The 26,631-nt window shown below is 60.7% G+C and carries 17 protein-coding genes and 1 tRNA gene; 3 read left to right on the plus strand and 15 right to left on the minus strand.

Annotated features, from left to right (window positions below):
- Positions 1-20: 20 nt before the first annotated feature.
- The 12 genes from ACYQ6J_RS08235 to ACYQ6J_RS08290 all read right to left on the minus strand — a co-directional run bounded on the left by ACYQ6J_RS08235 (position 21) and on the right by ACYQ6J_RS08290 (position 14,681).
- A complete protein-coding gene (locus tag ACYQ6J_RS08235) occupies positions 21-740 on the minus strand; it encodes a zinc ribbon domain-containing protein (RefSeq protein WP_460183705.1) in 720 nt (239 codons plus the stop codon).
- Positions 741-838: 98 nt separating this feature from the next.
- A complete protein-coding gene (locus ACYQ6J_RS08240; protein ID WP_460183706.1) occupies positions 839-2,500 on the minus strand; it encodes a sigma-70 family RNA polymerase sigma factor in 1,662 nt (553 codons plus the stop codon).
- A 112-nt stretch (positions 2,501-2,612) separates the two neighbouring features.
- On the minus strand, positions 2,613-4,460 hold the full coding sequence (gene dnaG / locus ACYQ6J_RS08245) for a DNA primase (protein WP_460183707.1): 1,848 nt from the start codon (positions 4,458-4,460) through the stop codon (positions 2,613-2,615).
- 339 nt (positions 4,461-4,799) lie between these two features.
- Positions 4,800-6,053 carry a DUF1501 domain-containing protein gene (locus ACYQ6J_RS08250; protein WP_460183708.1) on the minus strand — a complete coding sequence of 418 codons (1,254 nt, stop codon included), beginning with the start codon at positions 6,051-6,053 and terminating at the stop codon, positions 4,800-4,802.
- Between the two features lie 56 nt (positions 6,054-6,109).
- Complete coding sequence (locus ACYQ6J_RS08255) at positions 6,110-7,489, minus strand: DUF1800 family protein (RefSeq protein WP_460183709.1); 1,380 nt, start codon at positions 7,487-7,489, stop codon at positions 6,110-6,112.
- Between the two features lie 64 nt (positions 7,490-7,553).
- Complete coding sequence (locus ACYQ6J_RS08260; RefSeq protein WP_460183710.1) at positions 7,554-9,362, minus strand: DUF3352 domain-containing protein; 1,809 nt, start codon at positions 9,360-9,362, stop codon at positions 7,554-7,556.
- A 166-nt stretch (positions 9,363-9,528) separates the two neighbouring features.
- Positions 9,529-10,452 (minus strand): ABC transporter permease subunit, encoded by a 924-nt coding sequence (locus ACYQ6J_RS08265; RefSeq protein WP_460183711.1) that lies wholly within the window; start codon positions 10,450-10,452, stop codon positions 9,529-9,531.
- Positions 10,385-11,401 carry an ABC transporter ATP-binding protein gene (locus tag ACYQ6J_RS08270; RefSeq protein ID WP_460183712.1) on the minus strand — a complete coding sequence of 339 codons (1,017 nt, stop codon included), beginning with the start codon at positions 11,399-11,401 and terminating at the stop codon, positions 10,385-10,387. Before ACYQ6J_RS08270 ends, ACYQ6J_RS08265 begins: the two co-directional genes overlap by 68 nt.
- Before the next feature lie 331 nt (positions 11,402-11,732).
- Positions 11,733-11,814: transfer RNA gene (locus ACYQ6J_RS08275), tRNA-Leu, on the minus strand.
- Between the two features lie 138 nt (positions 11,815-11,952).
- Positions 11,953-12,951, minus strand: coding sequence for a spermidine synthase (locus ACYQ6J_RS08280; RefSeq protein WP_460183713.1), 999 nt, complete (start codon positions 12,949-12,951; stop codon positions 11,953-11,955).
- A 48-nt stretch (positions 12,952-12,999) separates the two neighbouring features.
- A complete protein-coding gene (locus tag ACYQ6J_RS08285) occupies positions 13,000-13,659 on the minus strand; it encodes a fused MFS/spermidine synthase (protein WP_460183714.1) in 660 nt (219 codons plus the stop codon).
- Positions 13,660-13,919: 260 nt separating this feature from the next.
- Positions 13,920-14,681 carry a hypothetical protein gene (locus tag ACYQ6J_RS08290; RefSeq protein WP_460183715.1) on the minus strand — a complete coding sequence of 254 codons (762 nt, stop codon included), beginning with the start codon at positions 14,679-14,681 and terminating at the stop codon, positions 13,920-13,922.
- Between ACYQ6J_RS08290 and ACYQ6J_RS08295 the strand changes: the two genes are divergently transcribed.
- Both ACYQ6J_RS08295 and purM read left to right on the plus strand, forming a co-directional pair.
- Positions 14,680-14,979 (plus strand): hypothetical protein, encoded by a 300-nt coding sequence (locus tag ACYQ6J_RS08295; protein ID WP_460183716.1) that lies wholly within the window; start codon positions 14,680-14,682, stop codon positions 14,977-14,979. The genes ACYQ6J_RS08290 and ACYQ6J_RS08295 overlap by 2 nt on opposite strands.
- 318 nt (positions 14,980-15,297) lie before the next feature.
- Positions 15,298-16,395 (plus strand): phosphoribosylformylglycinamidine cyclo-ligase, encoded by a 1,098-nt coding sequence (gene purM, locus ACYQ6J_RS08300; protein ID WP_460183717.1) that lies wholly within the window; start codon positions 15,298-15,300, stop codon positions 16,393-16,395.
- Positions 16,396-16,444: 49 nt separating this feature from the next.
- Here purM and ACYQ6J_RS08305 read toward each other — a convergent pair whose 3' ends face one another.
- Positions 16,445-19,909: an ATP-binding protein gene (locus ACYQ6J_RS08305; RefSeq protein ID WP_460183718.1), complete on the minus strand. Its 3,465-nt coding sequence runs from the start codon at positions 19,907-19,909 to the stop codon at positions 16,445-16,447.
- The gene (locus tag ACYQ6J_RS08310) at positions 19,906-21,123 is read right to left on the minus strand and encodes a metallophosphoesterase family protein (RefSeq protein WP_460183719.1); all 1,218 of its coding nucleotides are present in this window, start codon (positions 21,121-21,123) and stop codon (positions 19,906-19,908) included. The genes ACYQ6J_RS08305 and ACYQ6J_RS08310 overlap by 4 nt, the downstream gene beginning before the upstream one ends.
- Positions 21,124-21,679: 556 nt before the next feature.
- On the opposite strand from ACYQ6J_RS08310, the gene ACYQ6J_RS08315 reads away from it, so the two are divergent.
- Positions 21,680-24,520, plus strand: coding sequence for a hypothetical protein (locus tag ACYQ6J_RS08315; protein ID WP_460183720.1), 2,841 nt, complete (start codon positions 21,680-21,682; stop codon positions 24,518-24,520).
- A 27-nt stretch (positions 24,521-24,547) separates the two neighbouring features.
- On the opposite strand, the gene ACYQ6J_RS08320 is transcribed toward ACYQ6J_RS08315, so the two are convergent.
- Positions 24,548-26,620, minus strand: coding sequence for a DUF4129 domain-containing protein (locus tag ACYQ6J_RS08320; RefSeq protein WP_460183721.1), 2,073 nt, complete (start codon positions 26,618-26,620; stop codon positions 24,548-24,550).
- Between the last annotated feature and the right edge of the window lie 11 nt (positions 26,621-26,631).

Here is a 26,631-nt window from a genome sequence, read left to right on the forward strand (position 1 = left end):
CCCCGGCGTGCGGTGTCGCCCTACTCGTCCTCCTCGAAGAAAAGAAGTCGGCCGCAGGAACGACACCAGACCTGCTCCCCCAATTTCAACTGACTTCGCATATTGAGCGGCACGTGCTGATTGCAGCCCCCGCAAAACTCGCCCCGAACGGGGGCCAGGGCACTACTGCCTTTTGTGCGGACGGCCCGTTGGTACATTTCGCGAATGTCGCCGGAAAGCTGAGATTCCACATGTCGCAACTCCGCCTCGACCCGCTCGATTTCGGCACGAATCGTCGGCTCCTGTCGCGCGAATTCCTCGGTCCACTGGTCGGCCTGCCGCTTGGCCGCGGCCACCTTCTCTTCGCATTCGGCCACGTTTCGAGCAGCGGCCTCGGCCCGGTCCATGAGTTCCAGGACCTCGTCGGCCAACACGGACGAGGCCATTTCGTCCGCCGCAATCTGATCCTTGAGGACTTGGTATTCGCGGTTATCCTTCGCCTGCAACAATTGCGACTTCCTCCGCTGAATGTCGGCCAACTTCTGATCGTAATCCATTTGCTTACGATGGCCCGCCATCTTGAGGTCCTGATGCACCTTGCGAGCGTCTTCGAGGGCCTGCGCGGCCTCCTGCACTTGCCGAGCATAGGCCTGCGCCAAGCGCGGTCCCTTCATCATCCTTCCGCGCAGTTCCTCCAAAAGCTGATGCAACCCATGCAGTCGTCGAAACGTATCCGGATGCTTTTCGGTTTGGGAAGACATGATCGTGACAACCTCCTCGACCTGTTCAAGAATAAAAAAGGGCCGCCTCATGAGGCAGCCCGGGTCTCGGCCGCGTATCATTCGCCGCCGGAGAGGGATTAACCGGCGGCACCGTCGACGAAGGCGGACAGGTGTCGCGTCCGCACCGGATGCTGCAACTTCTGCATCGCCTTGGCTTCGATTTGGCGGACGCGTTCGCGCGTAACCTTGAAGATTCGGCCCACCTCCTCGAGGGTGTAGCTGTAACCGTCCCCCAAGCCGTAGCGGAGACGGATAATCTCACGCTCACGGTAGGTGAGCGTCTTGAGCAAAGTTTCGATGCGTTGACGCAACAATTCACGATGTGCCGCATGCTCCGGCTTGTCGGGATTGCGATCGGCAACCAAGTCGCAGAGCGTGCCGTCTTCGTCCTCGCCGATGGGACGATCCAGGCTGCTGGGCTGCCGAACTAACTCCAGGATACGCTCCGTCTCCTCGGGCGGCAACTGGACCGCCCCGGCCAACTCCTCGACGGTCGGATCACGCCCCAGTTCGTAGGCCATGCGCCGCGAGACGTTCTTCAGCGTGCCGATCAAGTCGAGGATGTGCGTGGGGATGCGAATGGTCCGAGCCTGGTCGGCGATCGCCCGCGTAATGGCCTGGCGAATCCACCAGGTGGCATAGGTCGAGAATTTAAAGCCCCGTCGGTACTCGAACTTGTCCACCGCACGCATCAATCCGGTGTTGCCCTCTTGAATGAGGTCGAGGAAGCTCAAACCGCGGTTGCGATACTTCTTGGCCACGGAAACCACCAAGCGGAGATTCCCCGCCGCCAATTCGCGTTTAGCCTCTTCGTAGTCTCGAAATTGAGTCTCCATTTTGCGGCAACGCATTCCCAGGCTGCGCGGACTTTCCTGCGTGCTCACCATCAAATCGCGAAGTTCCCGCCGCAATCGTTCCCGTTCGCCCACGCCGCCGGGAACGGTCTTCAATTCGTGGAGCCTGGCGCGAATCTCTTGCATACGGTTATGGATGTCCCGCATCTGCTTCATCATCGACCGGACGCGTTTGGTGCGGAGGCCCAACTCTTCCACGAGCACCAACATCTTGGCGCGGCGAGCCAGAAAACGCTTGCGGATGCGAGCCTTCAGCGAAATCGGAGTGCGTCGATTGATGAGGCGGTTGAAGTCGCGCTCATTCGCCGCCATCAACGCCCGCAAGGTGGGAAGATTGTGCGGCATCCGTGCAAGGATTTGCTCCTTGGTGAGTTGATCGGTCAACGAGACCTTCAGCGTGCGGTCGAAGGAGAGATGCCCCTGTTGCACCTGCTCCAAGATCTGCACGGCGTTTTTCATCACCAAATAGCAACCGATGACGGAGCGTCGGAATCTCTTCCTTGCCACCTCGATCCGTTTCGCCAAGGCCACTTCCTCGTCGCGGGTGAGCAAGGGCACCTGGGACATCTGGCTCAGGTACAGACGGATCGGGTCACTGCTCCAGCGCGACTTTTCGCCGGGCAGCAAATCTCGCAGCATGGGATCCTTGAGCAGGGCATCCTCGGGCCCCGCATCGGACCGGGCCGAAGCCGAGGCATTCGAGACGGGCGGCCTTCCGCGCACCAACTCGATGCCGGCCTCTTCCAAAGCGGTGACCAGGCGATCCAACCGATCGGCGTTGTTTTCCTGGTCCGGGAGATAAGCGATGACTTGATCGTAGGTGAGGTAACCTTGAGCCCTTCCTTGGGCAATCAGAGCGCACAATTCCTTGTCGCCGTGCTTCACGGGTCGTCTCCTTTCGCGCATCCTGCGCGTCGAGAGCCAAACGAATCGGGAATCGAGGGAAAGTTGCGGGAAAACTAAGCTGCGGGAACCCTCTTTCCCGACGCCAAAATCCTCACCCTTCCGTGGGCTCGGTAAACTTTTGGCGATTTCGTTCTTGTTCCACTATCCGCATCAGCAATTCGAGTTCTTTGTCGGGCTGCAAACCTCCTTGGCGTAGAACGCCCTGCAAATCTCCGCGGCGGCGAAAGGCCTCCCGTTCGTGAAACGATTTCAACAGATCGCGAATCAGGTCTTCGACGTTTTGCCCGGCGATCAGCTTTCGCCTGGCCCCCTCATCCAACTCGATAATAAGATTTTTGCGCTCTGGGTCGTCGATTGCCAAGAGCAATTTATCCCAGGAAGGCGGAATTCCGGAAAATTGCATCTCTCGGGCGGTCTCGAATACCGACCGTGCCGCCTCGGAACGAAAATCCGATGCCGTGAACGTCTCAAATACTCGTTGCGCTGCTTGCGGTGATGATACCATCACCTCCAAGCAGGTCCGCTCCCAAGCGTCGAGTGTGCCCTCCTTTTCCGCCGCCACGGCGGTGGGACTGCGTGCCGCTCGGCGATCCTTGGCCGTGCGCATTTCCTCCAACCGCCGTCGCAGCAGGTCTTCATGGATTCGCGTCATGGCGGCCAACCGCGCGACGATTTTCCATTCCCGGGCTTGTTGTTGCGCATTGGTCTCTCCGGCCAGCAGCGGCGCCTTGGCGATGACCGCCAACACGTTTTCCGCCGCCCGCGTCGCCCCGGCGACGTCACGTTCCAAGTCCACGCCTCGGGTCGCTTCGGCCACGGCGTGCTCCAACGCGTCCGTCGCCCGATGTTCCAATGCATGGGCAAAGGCATCAGGCCCTCGCTCGTGGAGAAAATCGCACGGATCCAGGTTGTCCGGCAGGGTCAACACGCGCATGTCGATTTGCCGGGCGACAAAAAGCTCGAGCACTTGCGCGGCACGCCGTCGTCCCGCCGCGTCGCCGTCCAGAACGAGCACGACGCGATCCGCGTATCGCTGCAACAACCGCAAATGCGAATCCCCCAAGGCCGTGCCCAGTACGGCCACCGCGTTGGCGAAGCCGAACTGGTGCGCCGCGATCACGTCGGTGTAGCCCTCCATGATCAGCACGGTACCGGTTTTGCGAATCGCTTCGCGAGCCAAATCCAAGCCGTACAGGAGTCGGCTCTTGTTGAACAGCGGCGTATCCGGCGAGTTGATGTATTTTGCCGGCGAGGTCGTCGCCCCGTCGGGCAAGACTCTTCCGCCCAGACCGACGCTCCGCCCCTGCGGGTCGTGTATGGCGAACAACACCCGACCCCGGAATCGGTCGAACCACTCCCGACCGGTGCTTTGCAGCAAGATGCCGACCTTCGCCAAAACGGACGGGTCGATCCCATCGCGACGTGCGAGGCGGAGAAGCCAATCCGGGCGCGGCGGCGAATAACCGAGCCGAAATCGCAGGACGCTGTCGCGAGATATCCGCCTTTCCTGGAAGTACTTGCGTGCAGTTTCGGCCTCGGGCGCGTCGAGCAAGCAGCGATGATACTGTTCCTCGGCCCAAGCCATTACGCGAAACAAATCCGTTTTCTGCTCGCCCGACGAACCTTGCGCATCGCGATCCGCCCGCGGCAAGGAGATGCCGGCCATTTCCGCCAGCATCTCGAGCGCTTCCGGAAACTCCACGCCCTCCATCTTCATGACGAAACTGAAAACGTCGCCGCCGATATTGCACACGAAACAGCGGAAAACCTGCCGTTCCGGGTTGACTTGAAGACTGGGGCGATGATCGTCGTGCCACGGGCAGAGGGCCGCGAATCCCCGGCCTTGCCGTCGCAACGGAAGATAACGTTCCACCAAGTCGACGATATCGACGGCTTGGCGGACACGCTCCTTGATCTCCGCGGAGTACATCCCAGGCATGGCTACGGTCGGCAAGAGAGACGGACACGACCTCGAGATTCCAATCAGTATACCGTCTCAGTATAGCGACTCACCCTCTGAAGCCATGCCCTCCTTCCGACTCGCCCCGGCAAAACCGGAATCCGCCCCGATCGCGTCAACGTTCGACAGTACTCCGTGACGACTCTGCCCTTCAAAGCACCTCACCCCACGCACACACCCTGTTCATCCCACACTACGCACAACACCCAAATTGCTAACTCTGCGGTGCAGGGTTGCCCGAAATGACGTGGGCAGTGCGTCCCAAAAACGCATGAGGGCGGCTCACGGAATCGCGATCCACCACAACAGGGCGTTCGATTACCCCAAGATTGGCAGCGGCTCGAACGATGTCCCTAGCACATCCTGCGAGGGGATGCCGAGTTTCCGCTCCAGAATGGTGGCGTACACCTGCCGGAAATCGACGGAATGCTTAACGCCGCCGTTTTCCATCTCTGCGAGATCGGGCTGCTCCCCCAGTACGGTTTGCCGCAGTCCTCCGCCGACCAGGAACATGGGGGCCGCTGCGCCATGGTCGGTGCCGCGTCGCCCGTTTTCACGGATCGTTCGGCCGAATTCGGAGTAGGTATAGATGATTACTCGATCGAGGAGGCGATCGCGGGCCAAATCTTCGACGAAGGTCGCAAGGCCTGCCGAAAGTTCACCCAGCAGTTCGCTGTGATTATTGGCCTGAAGAGAGTGCGTGTCGAAACTGCCCGGGCCGCTTCCGCCCATTTCCGTACAAAAGATGCGAGTACCCAGGTCGGCCCGAATGAGCCGGGCTATGAAATCGAGTCGTCGCGCGAATAACGTATCGGGATACGACGTGTTTCCCGACCTTGCCTCGCGCAAAGCGTCGGCAATGCGTTCGGCCGCTCGATAGGACGCGGCAATCCCCGCGTTGACGACGGAATCCGGCGTCTCCGGGGCCTTTCCTTGCGAGTGCTCGTCCGCCGCCGGTGAGCCGAATGTCGAGTCGAGCGTCAGGCTTGTCGGGTCGGCGGCCTTCACGCAGACGGAGGCCCGCCCAATCACCGTCAACGGCGTCGCGATTTCGCTAATGAAGACGCTTGGAGCGGTCGCTGGAATGGGAGACGTACCGGATACCTGCGATTGCACAAGATGATCCGCGGCACGCCCCAACCATCCCGTCTCGGGATCCGGGTTGTCCGGATCGGCGGTTTGCCAAATCTCCATGGCCCGATTGTGGTCGCCGTTGGGATGCGGATAGCCCACGGCGTGAATCACGGCCAATTTACCTTGTTCCATCAACTGGAAGACACCCTTCATATGGGCGTTGATACCGATCCCGTCTTGAAAGGGAATCACATCCTTTTTCTTCAAAGACAGGGTGGGACGATTCCGCAGGTAGATGTCATTCTCGTAAGGGACAATCGTGTTCAACCCGTCGTTTCCCCCGGCCAACTGCACGGCCACGACGAGGGTATCGTCGCTGGAAGGCGACAGCCTCTCTTGGGCAATGGCCCGCCGGAGAAAACCAGGCATGTCGCCGCCGAGCACCACGGCGCTGGCCAGTCCGCTTTGCAGAAGAGTTCGACGCGACAATGAAGCCATCTTGCACTCCTTCCACGGTCGCCGCGCGGCGTCGCCGACGGATCGACACGCGTTGTTCAAGCCGTTTGAAACGCCGGAGAGACGGCCAACAGATAGATCATGGATGCGGCGATGCGCTCTCGCTCGCCGGAAGATGCAGCGTAGCGCCTACGCAGATCATCCCATCGGGGACCGATTTCCGCGGGCACTTCCCCATCAGCCATCAGGTCCGTCACGATGCTCGGCAATTCGCCGCTCCAAGCCTCGATCACGTTTTGCGCCAATCCCCCGCCGAAGTTCTCGTCCGCCTTCAGCAACTTAGCGGCCAGGTTCATTCTTTGAATCAAGGCAAGCGGGGAGAAATAGTTGCCTGCCTCGGGCCAACCGTCCAGCGTCGTGGGTTGAAGGATGTCCTGCCCCATCGTCGTCAACTCGGTCACCACGCGAAGCGTGCCCGTACCCTGAAAGGCCCGCAATAACCCCGCCGCAAAATCCAAGGGGCGTCTTATTTTTTTGCGGCGAATATCGGCGGAGAAGAACCACTGCGAGGTCAGGATCAATCGCACCGTTTCGCCGACGGAACCGGTCCGCCGCAGGTGCTCGGCCACCGGCACCAGGAACTCATCGCTGGAAATTGGCAATTCGCAACAGAACCAGCGGTATAGCCGTCGCGCCGTCCAAGTCGCTGATCGAGCATCTTCGCCGATCAGTGAAGGGATCTCTTCGGCATCATACGCCTTCCTCTGCCCGAGTATCGTCTTCTCCCCTTTGTCGCGCTCATATTCGGAGATTCGCAGGCGTCCACGATTGATGAATCGACCGGAAAAGGCCCTTGCCAATTCCCCGGCCTGCGCCGAAAAATCTGTCTCGCGATACCCCAGACATGTCCGCAGGATCGCTGCGCCCACCCGATCGTTTGGAGCCGAACGATAATTGGCGGGCGCCCGGACATTCAACAAAAACGCCGGGTGAAGCAAGACCGCGGCGAGTAATTCGTGATAATCCTTCAGCGCCAAGCGCCGAATGGATCGCACGACATCGTCGAATAGGGCAAGCTCGCCGACCCTTCCAATGCCGAGGCCGAAGTGCTCCAACCAGAAAACGGTCATCCACTCCCCCAACGGAAAGGGCGAACGGACCAGCCGCCGAAGAAACCAAGTGCGATAGGCGTCGGCCGCGTTGGACCGTACCGCAGCATCTTCCAATGGGCGCATTTCCGCTTCAAACTCGTCGTACCGCGGAGGCACCGCCGCCAGTTCGCGAAACGCATCATCCGGCGTCCGACCGGCCATCGAGCCGAGTTCTTCCCAGGTGGCATTCGCGGCGACGCGACGAAGGAGGTGCGCGACATCGGCCCGGGTCATCGGGCCCGCACATGTGTGCCAAGCGTCCCGCGACGGAACGGCGTCCTCGGCAGAAGTTTCCGGGGCGGTCATTTCCCAAAGACGCGAGGTCATGGTGCAACCTCCGCAACTGCGTTCCGCTGAAAAGGGTTGATTCGCGCGGTTCACCGTTCCCGGGCTACTTAATCGGCAAGAACCGTTCCAGCGTCGACAGTCGGACGCCCACCTCGGCGTCAACCGCAGGCCGACCGTCTTCGACGGTTACCTTTAAGACCGACTTGCCGAAAAGCTCGAGCGCTCGTTTCAAGCTCTCCCATTCCTTTACCGCTTCGTTCCGTTCCCGACCCTTTTCGATCATGTTCTGCCGGATGATCGCCTCGCGATTGGCGTCGATCACTTGGGAAACGGCTTCCAAGTCGGCCTCGACCAAAGCACTCACTCCCGGCATCGCCCGATCCGAATCCGCGGAGGCTCGCAATGCGTCGATGATCGATTTCCCTAGGTCTTCGGCCGACGCCAGAATCAAGTTCTCGCCCTGCGTGATGATCACGGGCCGAAAGTTGAATCGCATCGGCAGAGGCTGCGAAAGATCTTCGTCCACCTTGGCGAAATAGGAGACCGTATACTTGACGCCCTGGTATTCCACCCGATCGAGAATCAGCCCCGGTTGCGCGTCCTGACCGCGAACGAAATTGATCAGCCCCAAGGCCTTCTGCCATCCTTCCTCGACGATCGGTCCGAATCGCTCGGGGTTTTTCATCCGAAAGACGACCGCAAAGGCCGGGATCTGGACCTCCGGCACGCCGGTTTCCGGCGTAAATTGTTGGTGAGCAACGACGACGCGCACCTGCGGTCCCAGTTCGGTCAAGACTTCATCCGTGAAGTTACGCCCCGTGAAGAAAATGCCCATCATGTTTTCGAAGAAGATCAAACCCGAGGTTCTCTCGGGGAATAGCTCGTTCTTTCGTGCATAGAATTCGTGCAGATCGCGATACATGGTCACCGCCATGATTCGACCGGGAACGTCAATGTTCGGCAAAACGCCTTCGCCCGCCGCGCTCGGCATAGCGAAAGCGAAGTCGCCCGACATCGCCGTGTCACCTCCGGAACGAAGAGCGAACTTCAAGCTTTCGCCCTCGTAGTCCAAACCCAAGGCCAGCCAATCGGCGCCGCTGAGCGTTTCCGTCAACCCGGCAAGCAGCAGCACGGGCAGCGGCGATCGCGCTTGCCGCAAACCCTCCTGCACCTGCGGCAATCCGCGAAAGACCTCAAAATCGACAAACAAGCCGACGTCAACTGCGGGCAAGGATGCAGCCGCCGCCTTGAATCGAGGACGATCCGCAAGACTTTCGCCGCCGTCTTTCGCTTGATCGATGATTCGCCGCAGCAGGTCGGCGCTGCTGCAAATCACCAATCGACCGTCGATGAGGGCGTGCGATTCCTGCGGTGAAAGGGCCCACGCTCGGACGCCGCGATACTCCGCCTCGCGAATGACATCTTGCTTGCCGCCGTTGCGAGGATCCAATCGCGCCAGATTCAATACGAAATCATTGACCTTGCTCAGGACTTGGGCGTCCCGCGATTCGAGAATGACGATGACTCGATTGTCGGGCAGCACGGCCAGCACGGCGCCGCCGCCTGCAACATCCTGAAGGATCGTCTTCCAATCGGATTGGAGTTGGCCCTCCAGCAGGGAAACTACCGCCCGCGATTGCCGCAACTGCTGATTCCGATCCAGGAGTTCCGCGAGACGCGTGCTACGCTGGAGCTCTTGAATCGCGGGCGTTTCATCCAGCTTTTTCAACAGATCGGCAGGGCGATGAACCATGACCGCCGCTACCGCCTCCGACGGTATCCATTTGCAAAGTTCGGCAGCCGATTCCGCCGCCGATAACCGTCCATTCGCGGCGACCATACCGCCGACAGCGACCGCAGTGACGCAGATCAGGACTCGACACAGACTCTTAACCGCGGGCTGAACCAACATCTTTAGTCTCCCAACACGGGCCTGGAAGAGTTCGGCAAATCGGCGGAACGGGGGGAGAACCCAATCACTGCAAGTCCCTCTCTCGCCGATGCGCTTTCGATGGTAATTACACCCGAGCGTACCGTCGGGTTTCAGGCAAAACGCCGTCCGCTCGAACTTTTTGCGATCACAAGTCTCGGAAATAGAAGATGAGCATTGTTAGACCCCACAGCAGGATTGTGAATCCGCCGTAGCTGAGGATCACTTTGGCCAAGGAAAGATCCTCGTACTTGTGAGCGTCACGGTAGAACCCAGGCTCCCGGTTCCGCGGTTCCGGACGGGCAGTGCCGGTCAGGCTGCGAATGAACTCCTCGGCTTGGCGTTGCATCTCCGCCTGAAGCGGGCCGGTCGCTTGGACTTCGGAATCTTCGGGTGGGGACCAATCCTTTCGCAAAATGCTCGGCATGGCCTGGTCGAGGCTAATCGGCGAGAACTCGGCCAGGCGAAACGTCATGAGAATCGCGTTGATCGGGTACCACACGAACAGGAGCACGACCATCGCCAACCAAGCATTCTTGAACAGCGTCCCCAGCAGAACGCCCACGGTGACAAGGAACGCCAGCACGACGAGAACAACGGCGAGCGCCGCCGCGAGACCGAACGCAGTGATCGGCTGCGTTTCCACGACCTGCGGTCGATCTCCCGCCACCACCGCGATGACCGCCGGCACAAGGACGGCAAGAGAAACCGCCCAAACCATCAACAATCGGGCGGCCCAGATTCCCGTCAGAAATTCCCAACGCTTGATTGGACGACTGAGAATCCCGTCCGCCGCCGCGTCCAATCGCCCCGCGGTTGAGGCATTCACTCCCAGTACGATGATGACCAGAAACCAGGGGAAGACCAGGAATGCCGCCAGCAAAACCGAAATTAGGATGGCGTCCGGGAGGACGGCCCACCCAACCATGACGGTCAGCAAGGCCAACAGAGCCGCGGCGACGAGCCAAAGCCGGACCAGCCAACTCTTCAGCAACGTTTGCAATTCAAACTGGAGCACCGCTCCGATCGGCATGAGTCGGGCGGGGAGAATCTTGAAATCGGGCAAAGCCATGCGACAAATCCTCTTGCAGTAGGTCCAGGTAGGCACTCTCGGTGTCGCCGTGACCCGATTGGATCGATTGCAAATCGACTCCGACTTCATTCAGCATGTGTAAGACCTCGGCCAAAACGGCCGCGCGCCGGTGCCCCTCCTCCACCGTCAGGCTCACGACGTTTTCGCCCAGCCAGCGATGCTCGGCGCGGCATCGCTCCGAGAGGGTCTCCGCAGCCTTGCGCAAGGCCTCATTGGAACCCGCCAGTTCCAGCGTGATGCCGTCGTGGCGCAGGCGACGTTTCATCTCCTGCATGGTGCCGCAGAATATCATCCGGCCTTCGTGCATCACTCCAACGTGATCGCAAACTCGGTCGATATCCGCCAGGATATGCGTCGCCACGACGACCGTCCGGTCCTGCCGAAGTTCCTGAATCAGATCGAGTGCAAAGCGTCGCGCCGCGGGATCCAATCCGGCGGTCGGTTCATCCCACAGCAGAAGCGGCGGGTCGGCCAATAACGAGGCCGCGATCCCCAGCCGCGTGGTCTCTCCCGTCGACAGCGTTCCGATCCGCTGATCCGTCACGGACAACAGCCCCACGGCGCGAATCAGCGCGGAAATGCGAGGCATGCGGACCCCGGCGGGAATGCGATGCAGCTTGCCCACCAGGTTCAAGTATTCAAAGGGTTTGAGGTGCGGCGGAAACTTGGGGTTGGTGGGCAGAAAACCGATCATTGCTCGAACGTCGGCGGCGTCGATACCGCAGGGACGCTCGAACACGTACGCTCGACCGGCGGAAGGACGGTGCAGGCCCAACAGCAATCGCAGCGTGGTCGTCTTGCCCGCCCCGTTGGGTCCCAGAAAACCGAAGACCGCGCCCTTGGGAACGGTCAGGCACAGATCGTTGACCGCGATCACCACTCCGCCGAAAACCTTGGTCAAGTGTTCCGTGTGAATCGCTGCATCCACGATCGTCGCCTCCGAATTCCGCACTACGAAGAAGGCCGCGGGGCCGACCGCAACCCGCGTTCCCGCGAATGCCTGGGGAAGCGATCGACCGCCTACATCGCCGTTCGAAACCAGTTTATCGCCTAAGAGCTTACACCGAGCAAACTACCGAGGTTTCAAAAAGTTTCGCCGGGAGTAGAAAATCGTGGAAATTTGGGCAGAGCCACAGACCCCGCAACCCATCCGACACCCATCACCCGGGAGTAAGCGAGGCGTCAACACCGAGGTCACGGAAAAGGTATTCGTCCCGGCGTGGCTAATCTTGAGGTTTGCCATCATAGAGGTAAGAGAATGCGGACGGAGGGACTTGAACCCTCACCCCTTGCGGGACAAGATCCTAAGTCTTGCGTGTCTGCCTATTCCACCACGTCCGCGCATTGGGTTCGCGCTCGGTCGCGAAGTACCGCCCGTTTACCCGAGCGCCCAAATATCGACACCCAATCCAATGCCGTTGATAGCCGCTCCTTTATCATGCGCTCGGCGGCTTTGCGGGGCAAGACGGTCCGTGAGCCTTATTCCTGAGGGATGGATCGCAGGACGTCGGTGGGGGCAAAATCGTCCGTCAGAATCGGCCCGGCCTGATCATAGTCAAGTTCGCTCTGCAATCGCTCAATGACGCCGGGCAAAAAGACGTTGAACTGCCGTTCCGCCTGCAACTTCTCCGCGCGTCGCAATAGTTCCTCGCGACTCGGCGGGGACGCCTCCATGCTGTTCACCACGATCACGTTGCCAAACGAGCCGTAGGCCCATTGATTGGCGAACACGCTCGCCATCGTCCGCCGCTGGTAATGGTAGGAAACGAATCCCGGTTGAAGATTGCTCACCACCACGCCGTTCGGTTCCAGCAAGCTTCGCACTAGCTCCAAAAACTCCTTGGTGGTCAGGTGGTAGGGGATATATCCGCCGCGAAAGGCGTCGAGAAAAATCAAGTCGTACTTGCTGCCGTCACGGGCCAACCGGCGGATTTGCACCCGGGCATCGCGGACGTAAACTCGGGTTCTTTCGTCCTCGACAAAGCCAAAAAACTTCTTTGCGGCATCGACCACCACCGGGTCCAGTTCGATGACGTCGATCTGCGTCGTCGGATAGTAATGGCGAATCGCCCGCGGAAGCGTACCTCCCCCCAATCCGACGAACAGAATTCGCCGTGGATTGGGCTGATGGGCAAAACCGGCCATCATCAACTCATAATAGTGCAAGGGAAAGTCGAGTGGATTCCGCAGATTGATGGCGGATTCCTCGAAATCCCGACCAGAACGCCGAAACTGCAACCGGCGAATCCCCCCCGACTCCACCACCCTTACGTAGTGATAGGGGGATTCCGTTTCAAGCAGGATTCGTTCCTTAGGCTGACTTCCTATTAGGGTCTTGGACGCCGGGAAACCGATCGCCCATATCCCGATCGCGATCGAGATGCCCCAAGCCAAGCCGATCCGGCCTGCCCGGTGCCCGCCGCAGCGCGCCTTATGCGGCGATGCCCCCAGCCTCGAATTCATAACTCGATGCAACATGGGAAGGCCTCGCACACCCCTCCGGCATTTAGGTTCCTCGAAGTCGGCCTAGCGATCGGGGCGTTCCTTCAGCTTGTTTACCGGTATCGCCGCAGCGGACGCCCCTGCGGCAAGTATATTCCACCCCACCGCAAGGATTATCGCCACCGCGACCAAGACGCCGCAAGCCATCCACAGGATGGCGTGGATGCCAAGCCAAGTTATCAGGTAAAAGGCGGTGTGAATGCAACCGAGAAAGCTCCCCACGGTGGAAACCGCGTATAGGGTCCCGGCGTTCGACCCGACTCGCTCCACGCTCTCGGTCAGCAGTCGAATGCAGTACGGCGACACCATCCCCAAAAAGACGCTCGGCAGGAAGAACATGGCGCCGGCGGCGAGCAACGCCCCCCAACGCTCGTTCAACCCGAGGTCGGCGAACCAACCGCTGATCTCCGGATACCATAACGCGACCGGCACCACCGACACCGCCGCGAGGAGTATCGTGGACGCCACTCCCCCTATAGACGGAAAGCGTGATGACAGACCTCCCCCGAGCAGGTAGCCCACGCTGAGAGAAAGCAGGAAAACGCCGATCACGCTACCCCATACATAGACGCCGCTTCCGAAGTCAGGCGACAGGATTCGCCCGCCGAGAATCTCCAACCCCATCATGACCCAACCGCACCCGAAGGCGGTTAAGTACAACAAGATTCTTCGGCCAAGGTTCATGGCGATGCCCTGCTGCGGGGATATCGGCTGAGCGGACGGCGTTGCGGTGATCTCGCGAAAAAACTCTCTCGTATTGACAAACTATTTGAGAAGTTGCGACCCCACCGCCGACCTCCACAGGGGTCACAACGACGACTGCGGGCAAGACGCCTGAGCCGCTAATCAAGAAAAACGGAAATCGCGGAGACTTCGCGCCTCCGCGCATTTCCGTTCAACAATGCGGTTCACATCCGGCGTTCACTCGGCGATCGGTCGGGCGATCACTCCGTCTTTCCGACGCCTTCGGGATGGAATACTGCGTGGCAATCGTCGCAACTCTTGGCCAAGGCTTCTTCGGCGGTGGCGGCGCCGGCTTGATCCTTCGCCCTGGCCGCCTTGTTCACCGCCGCCGCGGCATCGCGCATCTGTTCGCAGAAAGCGAACCACTTTTCGGAGTTGCTCGGCTGAATGGTCTCATCCAGGTTCGCCATGCTACCCTGCGCAATGGCGGCCAGCACGGCGGCATCGACGGCGATTCCTTCGGCCTGGCGGTCGAAACGACGCAGACTTCGCTTGAGTCGGGAATTGACAAGCGGCACTTGTTCCATCAACGCCTTTAGCGACGCCACCCGGACCCAGCCCGTCACCGCCTCGCCCTTAGCCGACTTGGCGGCTTGCAACTTGGCGAAGGCCGCTTTCGCCGCTGCGTAATCGGCCGCTTGGGCCACGGCTTGCGAGGTCTTAATCAATTCGCTCGCCGCCGCCTTGTACGCGTTATCCTCGTCGTGCAAGCCCAAAACGAGCGCCAAAACGGAAACGGTCTCCGCATCCTTGACCACACGCGACTGCAAATCCGCGAACTCATCCGCGTCCTCTAGCGCCTCGCCGATCCGTTCGATATACGAATCCACGGCAGCGACCAAATCTTGAGCCGGGGCAAAAGTCGATGCCTTGGGGGCAGGCGGTACCTCGGCGGCAAATATGCCCGTCGACATCGCCAGTATTCCCGCCGTCAATGATGCCAACAACAACGAAGTCCTCATGCTGATCCTCCTCGTCTGTCGAACAAATCTACGCCGCAATTGGCCGAATTGCGGCGGTACGATCGTCAACTTTGCTCAAGACCGGCGAGCTTTTCTCAAAGCAGAAACCTTACGGAAGGTCACCAACTGGGGAAAGGTGGCCGGTGGGACGCAGCGGGCCGAGATATCCCAACTCAAACGCAAACCGACCTCCGCATCAATCCGCGGCCCCACATTCTACGTTGCTCCCCCTCGTCGGGTTCGTCTCGATGCCCCTGCCTGCTTCGGCATCCTCGCCGGCTCGTTTGCTTCAGTTTGAACAACCCGCCTGCCCGTGTCAATGCGCGCGGTAATTAGTTTCTCACGAGATTCAGGTCGACACGGCGAACGTCGCCCTTTTCACGCCTTCTTATACGGCGTCTGCACAGACTTGTAAGACGAATGTCATCGGGTTACAGGCTTCTCGACCGAAGTTATACTAAGGTAATTGCGTGGAGTTACACAGACGCCGCCGGTGAAGCCTTTCCGCGCGGGAATCGCTCCCGATGTTCGGCAGGCCTCTTTCTCGCAGTGACTAGCTCGTGGTAACCGGCACTCACGGAACCGTTCCGCAACGACGGAAACATCGGTCTCGGCCATGGCAAAAGCAACGTACAAGTCGGCAGGGGTGGATCTCGATCTTTACCGCCAGTCAATGGCCCGAATACCCGGGTTGTTGTCCAAGACCAAGTGTGCGCGTGTCATCGACCTTCCGCAAGGATTCGCCGGTCTGTGCCGCCTGGATTTCCCCGGCCCGCTGTTCGCACGCAATTACGCCGATCCTGTATTGGTAGCCTGCACGGACGGCGTGGGGACGAAGTTGAAAGTGGCTTCCGCGATGGGGATCTACCGCACGGTCGGGATCGACCTGGTGGCGATGTCCGTCAACGACGCCCTGTGTTGCGGCGCGGAACCGTTGTTCTTCCTCGATTACGTGGCGATGCCCAAGGACGATCCGCCTCTATTGGCTGAGATATTGGAAGGGATCGTGGCGGGCTGCATGGAAGCCCAGTGCGCGCTTTTAGGAGGCGAGACCGCGATCCTCCCCGACATCTATCAACCGGGCGATTTCGACTTGGCCGGATTCTGCGTCGGAGTCGTCGAGCGCAAAAGCGTCATCGACGGCAAATCCATCGCCGCGGGCGATACCGTCATTGGTTTAGCCTCCACCGGACTCCACTCCAACGGTTACAGTCTGGCTCGAAAAGTGGTCTTCGAAATCGCCGGGTTATCCGTGGAGGACTGGGCTGACGAATTGGGCATGAAGGTCGGCGAGGCCCTTTTGAAGCCGACTCGCATCTACGTCAAACCCATTCGCGCAATCCTGCGCCATTACGCCGTAAAGAGCGTCGTTCACGGCATCGCCCACATCACGGGCGGCGGAATTCGAGAGAATCTTGCCCGGATCGTGCCGCCCGGAGTCCGAATCGTACTCGATCGCAATGCTTGGCCGGTACCGCCCATCTTCCCCTGGCTTCAAAAATTGGGCGACATCGACGATGCCGAAATGGAACAGGTGTTCAACCTGGGCATCGGAATGATTTTGGTGGTCAGCCCCTTCTTCGCCGCCAGCATTCAGAAGCAACTAGCTGCGGCGGGGGTGGAATCGTGGGTCCTTGGAGTAGCGGAAGCATCTGCGGAAAGCGGTGTCGTGTGGAGCAACAACTCCGCCGTCGCTGCGGCACCCCAACCGTAATCAGCCCCGGTGCCGAAATCCGAAATCACGGCCTCGTCCCCCGGGCAGATCACGCCGCTTTATTGCGACGCCCCTGAAGTCGCGTGGATCGTCGCCCGCCGGAAGCCTTCTCGGAATTCGCCGCGCCCTCGATTGGATAAGGCTCGGGAACGGCAAACCATTCCTCCGCTCCCTCCTGGGCAGGTCCTTTCGGCGACGTTTCGGACGGAGTGAATTCCTCCCCTGAATCGGTCGATTCGGATACCGCCTCTTGCAACGACGTTTGGTCCGCACGAATTACGGGCCGATTTTTTCGGGCCTTTTTCCTTCCCGATTGCAACTCTGAACCGCTTGGCCGAGGCTCGGCGACTTGAGATTCCCGTTCCACCGCAGTGCGCAATCGAGACTGTTCCTCCTCCGGTCGATCCTGCAATCGGCAGACCGCCGCTCCCGCCGAAGCAAAAACGCCGGCCACATGGTCGTGACACGTGAACAGCAGAACTTGCCGCCCTTCGCCCGCGAAGTCCAAGAGTGCATGACAGGCCGATTCCGCGCGGACCTGATCGAAGTTCACCAGCACGTCATCCAGGATAAGAGGAATCGGCTCGAATCGCCGACCGAAGTGCGAAGCCAAGGCCAATCGCAAGCACAAGAACAGTTGCTCGCGCGTACCCCGCGATAGCTGGTCCAGACCGTAACTGCGTCCTTCACGATCCTCCGCCAAGAGCACCCGCTCTTCCAAAGGCGTCCACACCCGCACAAAGCGACCGCCGGTCATCCGCCGCCAATACTCCGATGCTTCCTGAAGAAGCGCCGGCTGGCGTTCTTTTTGATAGCGAAGACGGACTCGTTCCAAGACCTTTTGCCCAAGCGACAACATCCACCAATCGCGGACGGCGTGAACCGTTTGCGATTCCACGCCGGCCCACTCCAAGGCACGCAACTGCGGCGATCGATCCGCCGTCAGGCTCTCGACTTGGGCCGACACTCGCCCCAAACGCTCCAGCAGTTCCGCAAAACGATGACGCCGGGCTTCCAGTTCCGCCTGCAACGCCTGCATGGCCTGCCGCACTTCGGCCACCGAAAGCGAGGCAAGCTCCCGCAGTTCCGTATCGCCAATTCCCCCCACCGTCGATTGCCACAACGCGGCCAGCCGCTCCAATTCCTCCCGCAGCGCCGACCGCCGCTCTTCCTCCTCGATCTTCGCCCGCAACTCGGAATAGCTCGCCACCCCGACGCGACGGTAGAGTCGCTTTAGCCGTAACTTGCTCTTCGCACGTAGGGAACGGCATTTCTTCCATTCCCGCCGCGCGGAAGACAAGACTCGGTGAATCCTTCGGCGTTCCTCTCGGGCATTCACCGCTTCTTCTATTCTGCCTGCCAGGAAACGAATCTTGTCCTCCGGCGAACCGTCCGGCATCGAGATGCCCGCATTTTTCGCCAATTCCTCGAGTCGCGATTCCACCTCGGCCAAACGCTCGACCAGCGACGGCAATCGTTTCGCTAACTCGGATTCCTTCTTATCCAGCGTCGCTACTTCCCTAAGACGCCGCCGCCAAACCGGCCAGCGCTGAGGCGACGGATTTCCGGATATCCCGCCGCTCGTCAACAGTTCTTGCCACTTTCCCAGCAAAACACGCAATCGTCGGCAAAGGGCTTGTCCCTGCTTGCGACATTCAGCAACGGCCTGCGCCGCGGCGCGCTCTTCGTCCATCCCATCCCGCAAATCCTGAAGTTCCCGAAGACGCCTTTCGACGCCCGGAACGGCCTCGGCGGGGCGTTCGGGAAGCGGAGCCAATTCCGCCTCCAGACGCGCCTGCTCGGACTTCAGCCCGCGCAGTTCGCCCTCCACAGTCTCGAGTCGACGCATCGTCTCGGCACGTACCTTTCCGGCCTGAGCCAGAAGCCGAGATCGCACGGGCGGCACAGTTGCCGCCGCAATGCCACCCACTAGTCCCCAGATCCAACTCAACCCGCTGAAACTCGGCACGCCCAAAGCGCCCAATCCGGTTGCCAGGAGCAGAGACAGCCCGGCAACGAAGGTGCCGCCCAAAGCGACGTTTTGCTGAAGCGTCAATTCCTCCGGCAGGTGTTTCAGCAACTCACGGCGAGTCGCCTCACGGTGCTCCTCGACTTCGTGCAACCGGACACGAACCTGCTCCCAACGTCGCAGCTTGGCAAGTCGATCGCCCAGGCGTTGAATCTCGCGAGCGACTTCTTCGGCGGCCATTCCGTCCGCGCGGTCGCGCAAGCCGGCGGCAATCCTCTCATGCTCCTCTTGCAGCGTCCGAAGACGCCGCTTCATTTCGCGAAGCTGAGCCACGATCTCGCGGATTTCTCGTCGCAATCGGTCGACATGTCGCGTCCACGCCGAACCTAACCGCGGACGCTTTATGACGGGTCTCTCTTCGCCGGCATCACCGGTCTCTGCATACGTCCCCCGATCGGCGTTTTCTGAACGAAGCTCGGCCGACAATTCGGCTTCGATGGCTCGCCGCTGCTCGGCCAAGGCCGCCATTTCCCGCCGGCACGCCTCCATCTCGTCGATCCATTGGCGAATCGCCGGCAGACTCAGTCGTATTCCCTCCACCGCCGGCGCAATCGACAAAAGGGCGCGCGCGGGCGGAATTTGACTCAGGTCGTGCTCCAACTCACGACGACGCGCGGAAAGCGTGCGCAAGCGATCGGTCAGACGCAACAGCCTCTTTCGCTCGCGCCGAACCTTCGTGACATAAACCGGTAGCGCAACCTCGGATCGCGGATGATTCTCGATAAGAGTGCGAAGTTCCTGCATTCGCTCGCGTTGCGGCGCCAAGGCGTCCAGCGTCCGCAGGGTCTCGAGCCGTCGCGTCAACTCCCCCGCACTCGCCTCCTCGGATGCCTTGGCCCGAAGCAATTCATCGCGGGTGCGACGCAATCGCGCATACTCTTCCGTGATCTGTGAAGCCTCTTCGACTTCCCGATCGAGTCGCCGACGTTCCGCGATGAGATGCGGTATTTCGCCGGCTTGCGTGGCGGGATTCAGCAGCGTTTTCCGCCGATTCTCGATATCCGCGAATAGCCTTTGCACAGCGGTGCGGTCGAGTCCCAGGCTAAGGTCGTAGAACTGATCCGCCGCTTGAGTTTCGTCCAGAGTCCGCAACCGGGCCAGTTCGTCCAAGGTAATGGCGAAAACCGAGCAGAAAACGCCCTCGTCAAACCCCGATAGCAACTCCCGAAATTCCGAATCCGAGAGCCGCTGCTCGTTCCAATGAATCTCGTGGGATTCTCCTTCCGAAATGGAAAACCGCCGAGCGAGAGTCAAAGGCTTGCCGCGAACATCGCAGATCAAACGTCCCGAAAGGACCTGCTCGCCGTTACACACGTATCGGGCACGACTCGCGAAGCCGAACACAACTCCGCGGATGAATTCCAGCAGCGTCGTCTTTCCCGCCTCGTTGTGTCCGTACACCACTTGGACGCCGGGCCCCAGTCCTTGAAGAGCGACGTCCTGCAAGACGCCGAAGGATTCAATGCGTAGTTCGCGGATAATCACGATGGATCCTCCGCCGCCCGGAGTCGTTCCAGAACCGTCACCGCGAGCAAACGTCCCAGCCTTTCGGAGTCATCGCAGTCCGCCGCGGAGAGCAGTTCCGCTTGCCATTCTTGCGGAAGCGCGCGGACCTCTTCCGCAACTTCGTCGAACAAGTCGCCTGCATGCCCAAGAGCCTGTCGCAGCAGTTCGCCGCGAAATGAATCTTCGCTCAGCCACTCGGCGGGCCATTCCTCCCAAGGATCCAGGTCGATACCCAGCGGCCACGGTCCGCCGTGCTCGCGTTCGCATCTGGCCCTCATTTCGCCCAGCACCCGATCGAAGACGCCCTCGCGCCGCCAAGCAATCATGCGAACCGGATCGCCGCAAGCGACGAACCGCAGCAAGGACTCGCCCGAACCGGATTGCCGCCGCGATTCCCACTCTTGCATGGATTGAGAGAAGAACTCCGCCTCGGAGCACGTCTCGGTCAGAAGCAACGGGACGGTCTCCCAACGCAACAGACCGGTGGTTTTGTGCCGCAAATCGCAGGCTCCGCCCTGATGCAGCGTCACCACCGTGACGGACGAACTGTCGTCCTCCTGCGGTCGGCGAGCCAACGGCGTGCCGGGGTCGTGCCGCGTCACCGTTCCGGAGAGATCCGTCTCTTTCTTGTGCTTCCCCCCGAGCGCCCAGTAGTCAAGCGGCACCAGACCGGGCAACTCATTGCGTTGCGATTGATGGCGCACCGCGATGACATAATCCGCTTCACTACCCGGAGAGACAAAGGCGTCGGCATCCGGTGCGGTCGCCCCCTCCGGCCAATGGACGAAAACGACGCGCGTCCCGTTTTCGAGATTCTGAGCGATCGTCCGAGGGCGCTCGCCCGATAGCAAGACGACGCCCTGGGGCACAAGCGAGGCTGGCACAGGTCCTGCGCGCTCCGCCGCACTCGTCGCCCAAACGACGGGGACACCCTGCTCGGCCATGGTTTCGCAAAAGGTAATCCATTCCTCGCAGAGAGCGGGCCCGGCCAATCGCCAATCCATCACATCGCCCGCAAGAAGGACGAACTGCACCTCCTCCGATGCGGCGGTTTCCATGATTCGCTGAAGAAGCCGAGAAGAAAGTCCCGACACACGCTCCACGACGGACCGCGGCGCGTCCACGATCGCGTGAATCGGGACGTCCAAGTGAAGGTCCGCCGCGTGGAGAAATCGCAAAGTGTCGGGCGCCACTCACCACCTCCCTGTAGCGAGTCCGTAATACCGCCGTCCCGCAATAGGCCCATGTTTTTCTGCGCGGTTTTTGCGGCGATCCAATATAGCAATTAAGGGCGGAACGCATCCAGAGCATAATTTGAGCCAAATAGAGAAAATCGGCAATGCGCCCGTTAGTGCCAGTCCCGCCAAGAAACCCCCGCTCCACGGAGTCACCTACGTCAGCGACGACGGATTCCGTCGAATCACGGCCATTCGAATGCACCGAAAGGATTTTCGCCTCGCCGGGCCCCCAAATCAACTCGGGACGCCGCCCCGGAAATACACCGGCATTCCCTAAGCAACGCGAGGCGATTGAAAAACGTTGCTGCCACGCCCTTCATAATCGGTCCCAAGCCGGCTCGGAAAAATACTGGGATTGCTCGAACTCATTTGCTAGAATACGTCCTGGGTAGAGGGTCCGGGAGACGCGTCACCTTTTCGGATAGGTGCTCATCCGTCCAGTTTTGTGAGTGCGGAGCCGAGGATCGGCAGGATGGCGTGGCCTCGCATCGCCGGGAGAGGAGTTGGCGATATGATTTGTTCCCTGGGTCGTTGGAAGACGTTGGGGTTCGTCGGTTGCCTCGTTGCGCTAAGCATCGTCGTCGGCATCTGCGTACCCGGTTGTTCGAAGAGCGATGATTCTTCATCGGCGGGCGCACCGAGCGGACCGCCGACTCCGCCGCCCGTCGCAACGCCTCCGACGCCGCCGCCGCAAGCGACCGCGGAACAAAAGCCCGAAAAGCCCGCGGAACCCGAACTCCCCAAAGACTTCGCCGAGTGGACTTTGGAACATTTCAAGAAGGCCAGGGAAAAGCAGGAGGCAAGACTTTTCGAGGCCGTCGCATATCTTGTAACTGCGACCACATCGAATCAAAAGCCCGCCGAGGAAACGGTCCCGATCCTGGCTTCTTTGATGGAGCAACCCAAGACCGCGCAGGCCGCGGCAGCGCCGTCGGGCAGTCCTGGCCCGTATGGTTCCGGTTCTCCTTACGGCAGCCCAGGATCCGGCAGTCCTTACGGATCAGGGTCGCCGTACGGAAGTCCAGGTTCACCGGGCCCCTATGGCAGTCCGGGATCGGGAAGCCCGTACGGAAGCCCCGGATCGGGAGGCCCGTACGGTCCGCCCGGTGCGGCGCCTCCCGGCGGTGCTCCTCCCGCTGCGCAAGCCGCCAAGGACCCGGAGTTTGAGCCGAAACTATTGAAAAGCTGCGTGGAAGGTCTCGTGCAAATCGGTGAAGCCGGGGCCGCGCCCGCCTTTGCCACGATCAACGACTTATTGGAAGGAAAGATCGAGGTCCTCGACGACCCTCTGGCCGTGGAGACGACCGTCAAGGGTGCGATCGATCGTTTGCAGAACGCCGAGTACGAAAAGTTGGTGGTCAAGCTGCTTTGCGATCCGCCGAGAATGCAAGCAACGCAAGGAGCAACACCTGGAAGCCCGGGCATTCCGGGTTCGTCGCCGTCGCCGTATGGGAGCGGGATGCCGCCGGGCTATGGTCCAACCGGCGCGCCGCCCGCCTATGGTTCCAGCGCCCCGCCTCCCGGATACGGCCCCACAGGCCCGCCGCCGGGATATGGTTCCACACCGTACGGATCGCCGGGTTCCGCCCCGCCCATGGAATACGGTTCCTCTCCGGAGTCGGTGCAAACCGAATACGGTTCCGAGTACGGATCCGAAGGAGCGCCTCCCGGATCGCCCTACGGCCCGCCGGGAGGTGCGGCAGGTGCTCGAAAAGCGAAGCTCACCGGTCTGGAAATCCAAAAACTGACCTTCGATCTGCTGCAAGACCAAATGCCGGAGCGGATTCGCATCCAATTGGCGTCGCATGTCCTCAGCCCGCAAGCCCGACAATCCGATCGCCAACTCTTTGTACCCTTCCTCATGAAGCCGGTCCCGGAGAATCTCCCGGTGCTATTGGTTTTCGCCCAGAAGGGTGACACGAAAGACCCCGCCGTGGCCATGGTCGTGGATATCGTCACCGAGTTTACCTCCGCGGTGCTGGCTGCCGTCATGGGCGCGGAAGATGCCACCGGGATGGCTGGACTTGCCGCACTCGTAGGCGCCCAGAACGCGCAGCAAGGGCAAGGCGCGGTGTCTCTTTCGGGCATTCTCGGCGGTACCGCGCCCTCGCCGGGAGGGTCGCCTTATCCGCCCGGCTACCCTGGAGGAAGCATGCCGCCCGGTTACCCCGGCAGCACTGTCCCGCCCGGTTCCGGATATGGCAGCGGCTCACCGCCTCCCACCGCTTATGGTTCCACCGGCGCGCCACCCGGCGGATACGAATCGGAGGGCTACCCCATGCAACCCGGCTACGGTACCCCGGGTTCGGGCCAAACGGCGGGCAATCGCGTTCGGCCCCGGGAACGAAATCTGCGCATCACGGGTTTGCCGCGAGATTTGGCGCTCAAGCTGGCGCCCCGTATTTGGACGGACGAGGGTGTGGGATTTGTCGAAACGCGGATCGCGTCCTCGAAATCGCTGAAGGAGAATCCTCGCGAAGTCCTGCTGGCCGCGACACTGCCCATGGACTCTGTGCGCGCGCGGGTCTTCCAATTTCTCAAAGCCCACTCCGAGGAAGGCCCGGAGCCGCTTATGGAATTGGGGTTGGGCGCCAATGTGTTTGTGGATCCCGGGTTCCTGGTGTCCCTCAAACTGCTGCCGCGGGAAGAGTTGCCCAAGGCCAACACTCCAGCTCGACCGAGCCGCCCCATGCCCGGACGTCGACCGCCGATGCGTCCCGGAGCACAACCGCCCGGCGAGGCCGGTTACCCGGGTTCCAGCGGGCCGCCTGGAGAATATCCCGGTGCTCCCGGGCAGTTGGGGGCCGCTTCTCAGTTGTCGCCGAAGGTCCGATGGATGTTTTTCTCGGAGGATGTTGGCCGATCGCTGGGCGATTACTTCTTCAAGGCCGCGCAGCAGGTTGCTTCCAAGGATCCTGCCGCCGCCGAGCAATTCGCCCAAAAACGGGTCTTGGATGTGTTCCCGAACGGCAACCTAGTCGCGGAATTCCACCTGGATTGGCCCAATTCTCAGCTCCGTCAAGAGTTGGGTTCCGTGCGATTCGATCCCATGCGAATCCACTATCTGCGAGCCGAGGGATTCGGGCGCCCCAGCGTCGTCGCCGGGTTCTATCGCCGCAAACTGCCGAATGTCGAACCGCGACCTATCAGCGATGGATATTGGTTGGATGTCCTCCAGACTTTGACGGACGGGAAAGCCCGACGACAATCGATCGACGTCTTCATCACGCATGACGCCGGCGAAATCTCCGACAAGGATGAAGTCGATCTGGTCGTGGAGATCATCTCCGTCGAGATTCTGGCGCAAGACGCCGTTGCCGCGACGGAGACCGGCGACGCCAAGGTGCGGTAAGGTTTCCAAGTAGTTCCTTACGGGACCTCACTCGGTGCCGACCTGCCCGCCGGCGACCGCAGGCTCGTTGACTCGATGCGTCATGTATCGCCAGGCGGTCGCCAGGGCTTGGCGATCTTCGGGTGACAGGGAAAGGGTTCCGCTTCGTCCCGCGTACGCCGCCAAGTTGTAGAGTTCGCTCAAGCGATCGAATGCGTTCGGTCCCCTCAAACCGGACGCTCGCAGGCGTCGAGCATACTCCTTGGGAGTCTCGTCCGGATCACGAGGCATCCCCATCTGTTCGCCCCAGGCTTGCAGGGCGTCAAAGGAATATACCACGAGCCAGACGGGTGCTTGCCTCGCTGCCATACCGGAAGCAAACGGATCCTGAAAACGGGAGAAAGGAGGTGATTGCGACAACGCCGGCCCCGCCGCCGAGTCGTTGCCTCCCGCGGCCTTTCTTCGCCCGAACAACGACTCCATTAGCCGCATGAGCTGCTCACACCACTGTCGCAAAACCTCTCGAACCTCGTGTCTGTATCGCCAAGCAAGCCACGCCGCCGCCACCACGAATGCAAGCGCAATCAGCAAGCGCAACAGAAACGCGAATCCGGAGGCGACCTGGTTCAGGCTCACCTGGGGCAATGACTGCTGGAACTTCTTCCGGGTGTCTTCTGAGGTCGGATTCGTTTGCGATTCGCTTGATTGCTCGGTATTCGTCGCCGTCGCACCGGCGCGACTTTGGCCCGCGCCCTGAGGGCCAACCTGATCTTTCTCCGCTGAAGTGTGGTGCGTTCGCTCGTCTTCGGATCGCTCGCCTCCGTCGGGAGAGCGTTTTGTCACCTCTCGCTCTCCCTCCCGGGATTGATTCCGTTCCGACGCGGTTCGTTGTGGCGAAGAGGATTGAGACGGTTCGGCTGTCGGTTCGGCTTTCGCTCCCCCGGATTTCGATTCATTGCGTGACGACTCTGGGCCGGTCTCCCGTGCTGCGGTTCGGCCTCTTGCCGGATCGTTCTTGGATTCACCGGACCCGTCCCCTTCGCTTTCGGTGTCATTCTTGCCGCCACCGGCCTTTTCAGCACCGGATGTCGGTTCCTGCGATTGCGTATTCCCGGACACGCTTGTCGAGGCTTGCCGCTCCGAAGGCTTCCGCGAGGCAGCCGCGGCAGGGTTCTTTGAAGTGGGCGTGTTCGCAGGCTCCATGGCTCGCGCCGCGTATGCGGACGCCTTGCGCAGGGGAGACTTCAGGTAAACACCCCAACTCCAGGTCGGCACGGCGGGCTTCGGCAATAGCCAGGCGAGGAGCAACACTCCCACGATGACGGCGCCGCCCACGACGCCCCAACCGCGGACGGCATCGCCGGGCATGGCCAAATCCCTTTGGCGCAGATAAAGCCGCAATTGCAGCAAGCTGGTGGTCATTAGCAGGCCCAAGCCGGAGGCCACGTACGTCGCCGCGTAAACCGCCGTCCCCTGCGCAGGGCCGTTCAATCCGGCAACGGCAATCACGAGCAATCCGCCCAGCAACACATACAAGACGGTTCGGCCGGGCGGGCCCTGCGGTCGCTCCGGATAGACGCGGTCCCAGAACTTGCCTAAGGCCACGTTTTCCCGCTCACCGATCGGCGCCTTTTCGGAAGGATTTTGTGAGCCGCCTTCCTTTTCGGCGGATGCTTGCGGCACGGGCGAAGACGCCCACTCCTCCAACAATCCTTTGCCGCCCGATGGCGCCGCGTCTTCGTCGAGGAGCAGGCAATCCAACATGACATGATGACAAACCAACCAAATCGAAACGACGACGATGACGTGAAAGACGGTGGTCAAGGCGGGAATGCCTAAGATGTGCGTTTCCACGAAGCGATCGAGTGCCACTACCCCGAGAATCAAGAGCGGACTGAGATACAGGCCCGCTCTGACTCTCCCCATTTCGATCGTGATCCAAGCGATCAGCACGGCGGCGAATACGAATAGGCCGCTCACCCAGCGGAGGCGCATAGGAAAATCGCCGCGGTAGAACGATTCTTGCAGCAAGAATGCGAGGCTGCCCACCATCATCATGACCAACACCGGGTTCACGAGGCGGGCGAAAAAATCAACAGCGGTTCGGCGTTCCGGCAACATGGGTTTTCCAC

This window comes from Thermopirellula anaerolimosa (assembly GCF_054657335.1).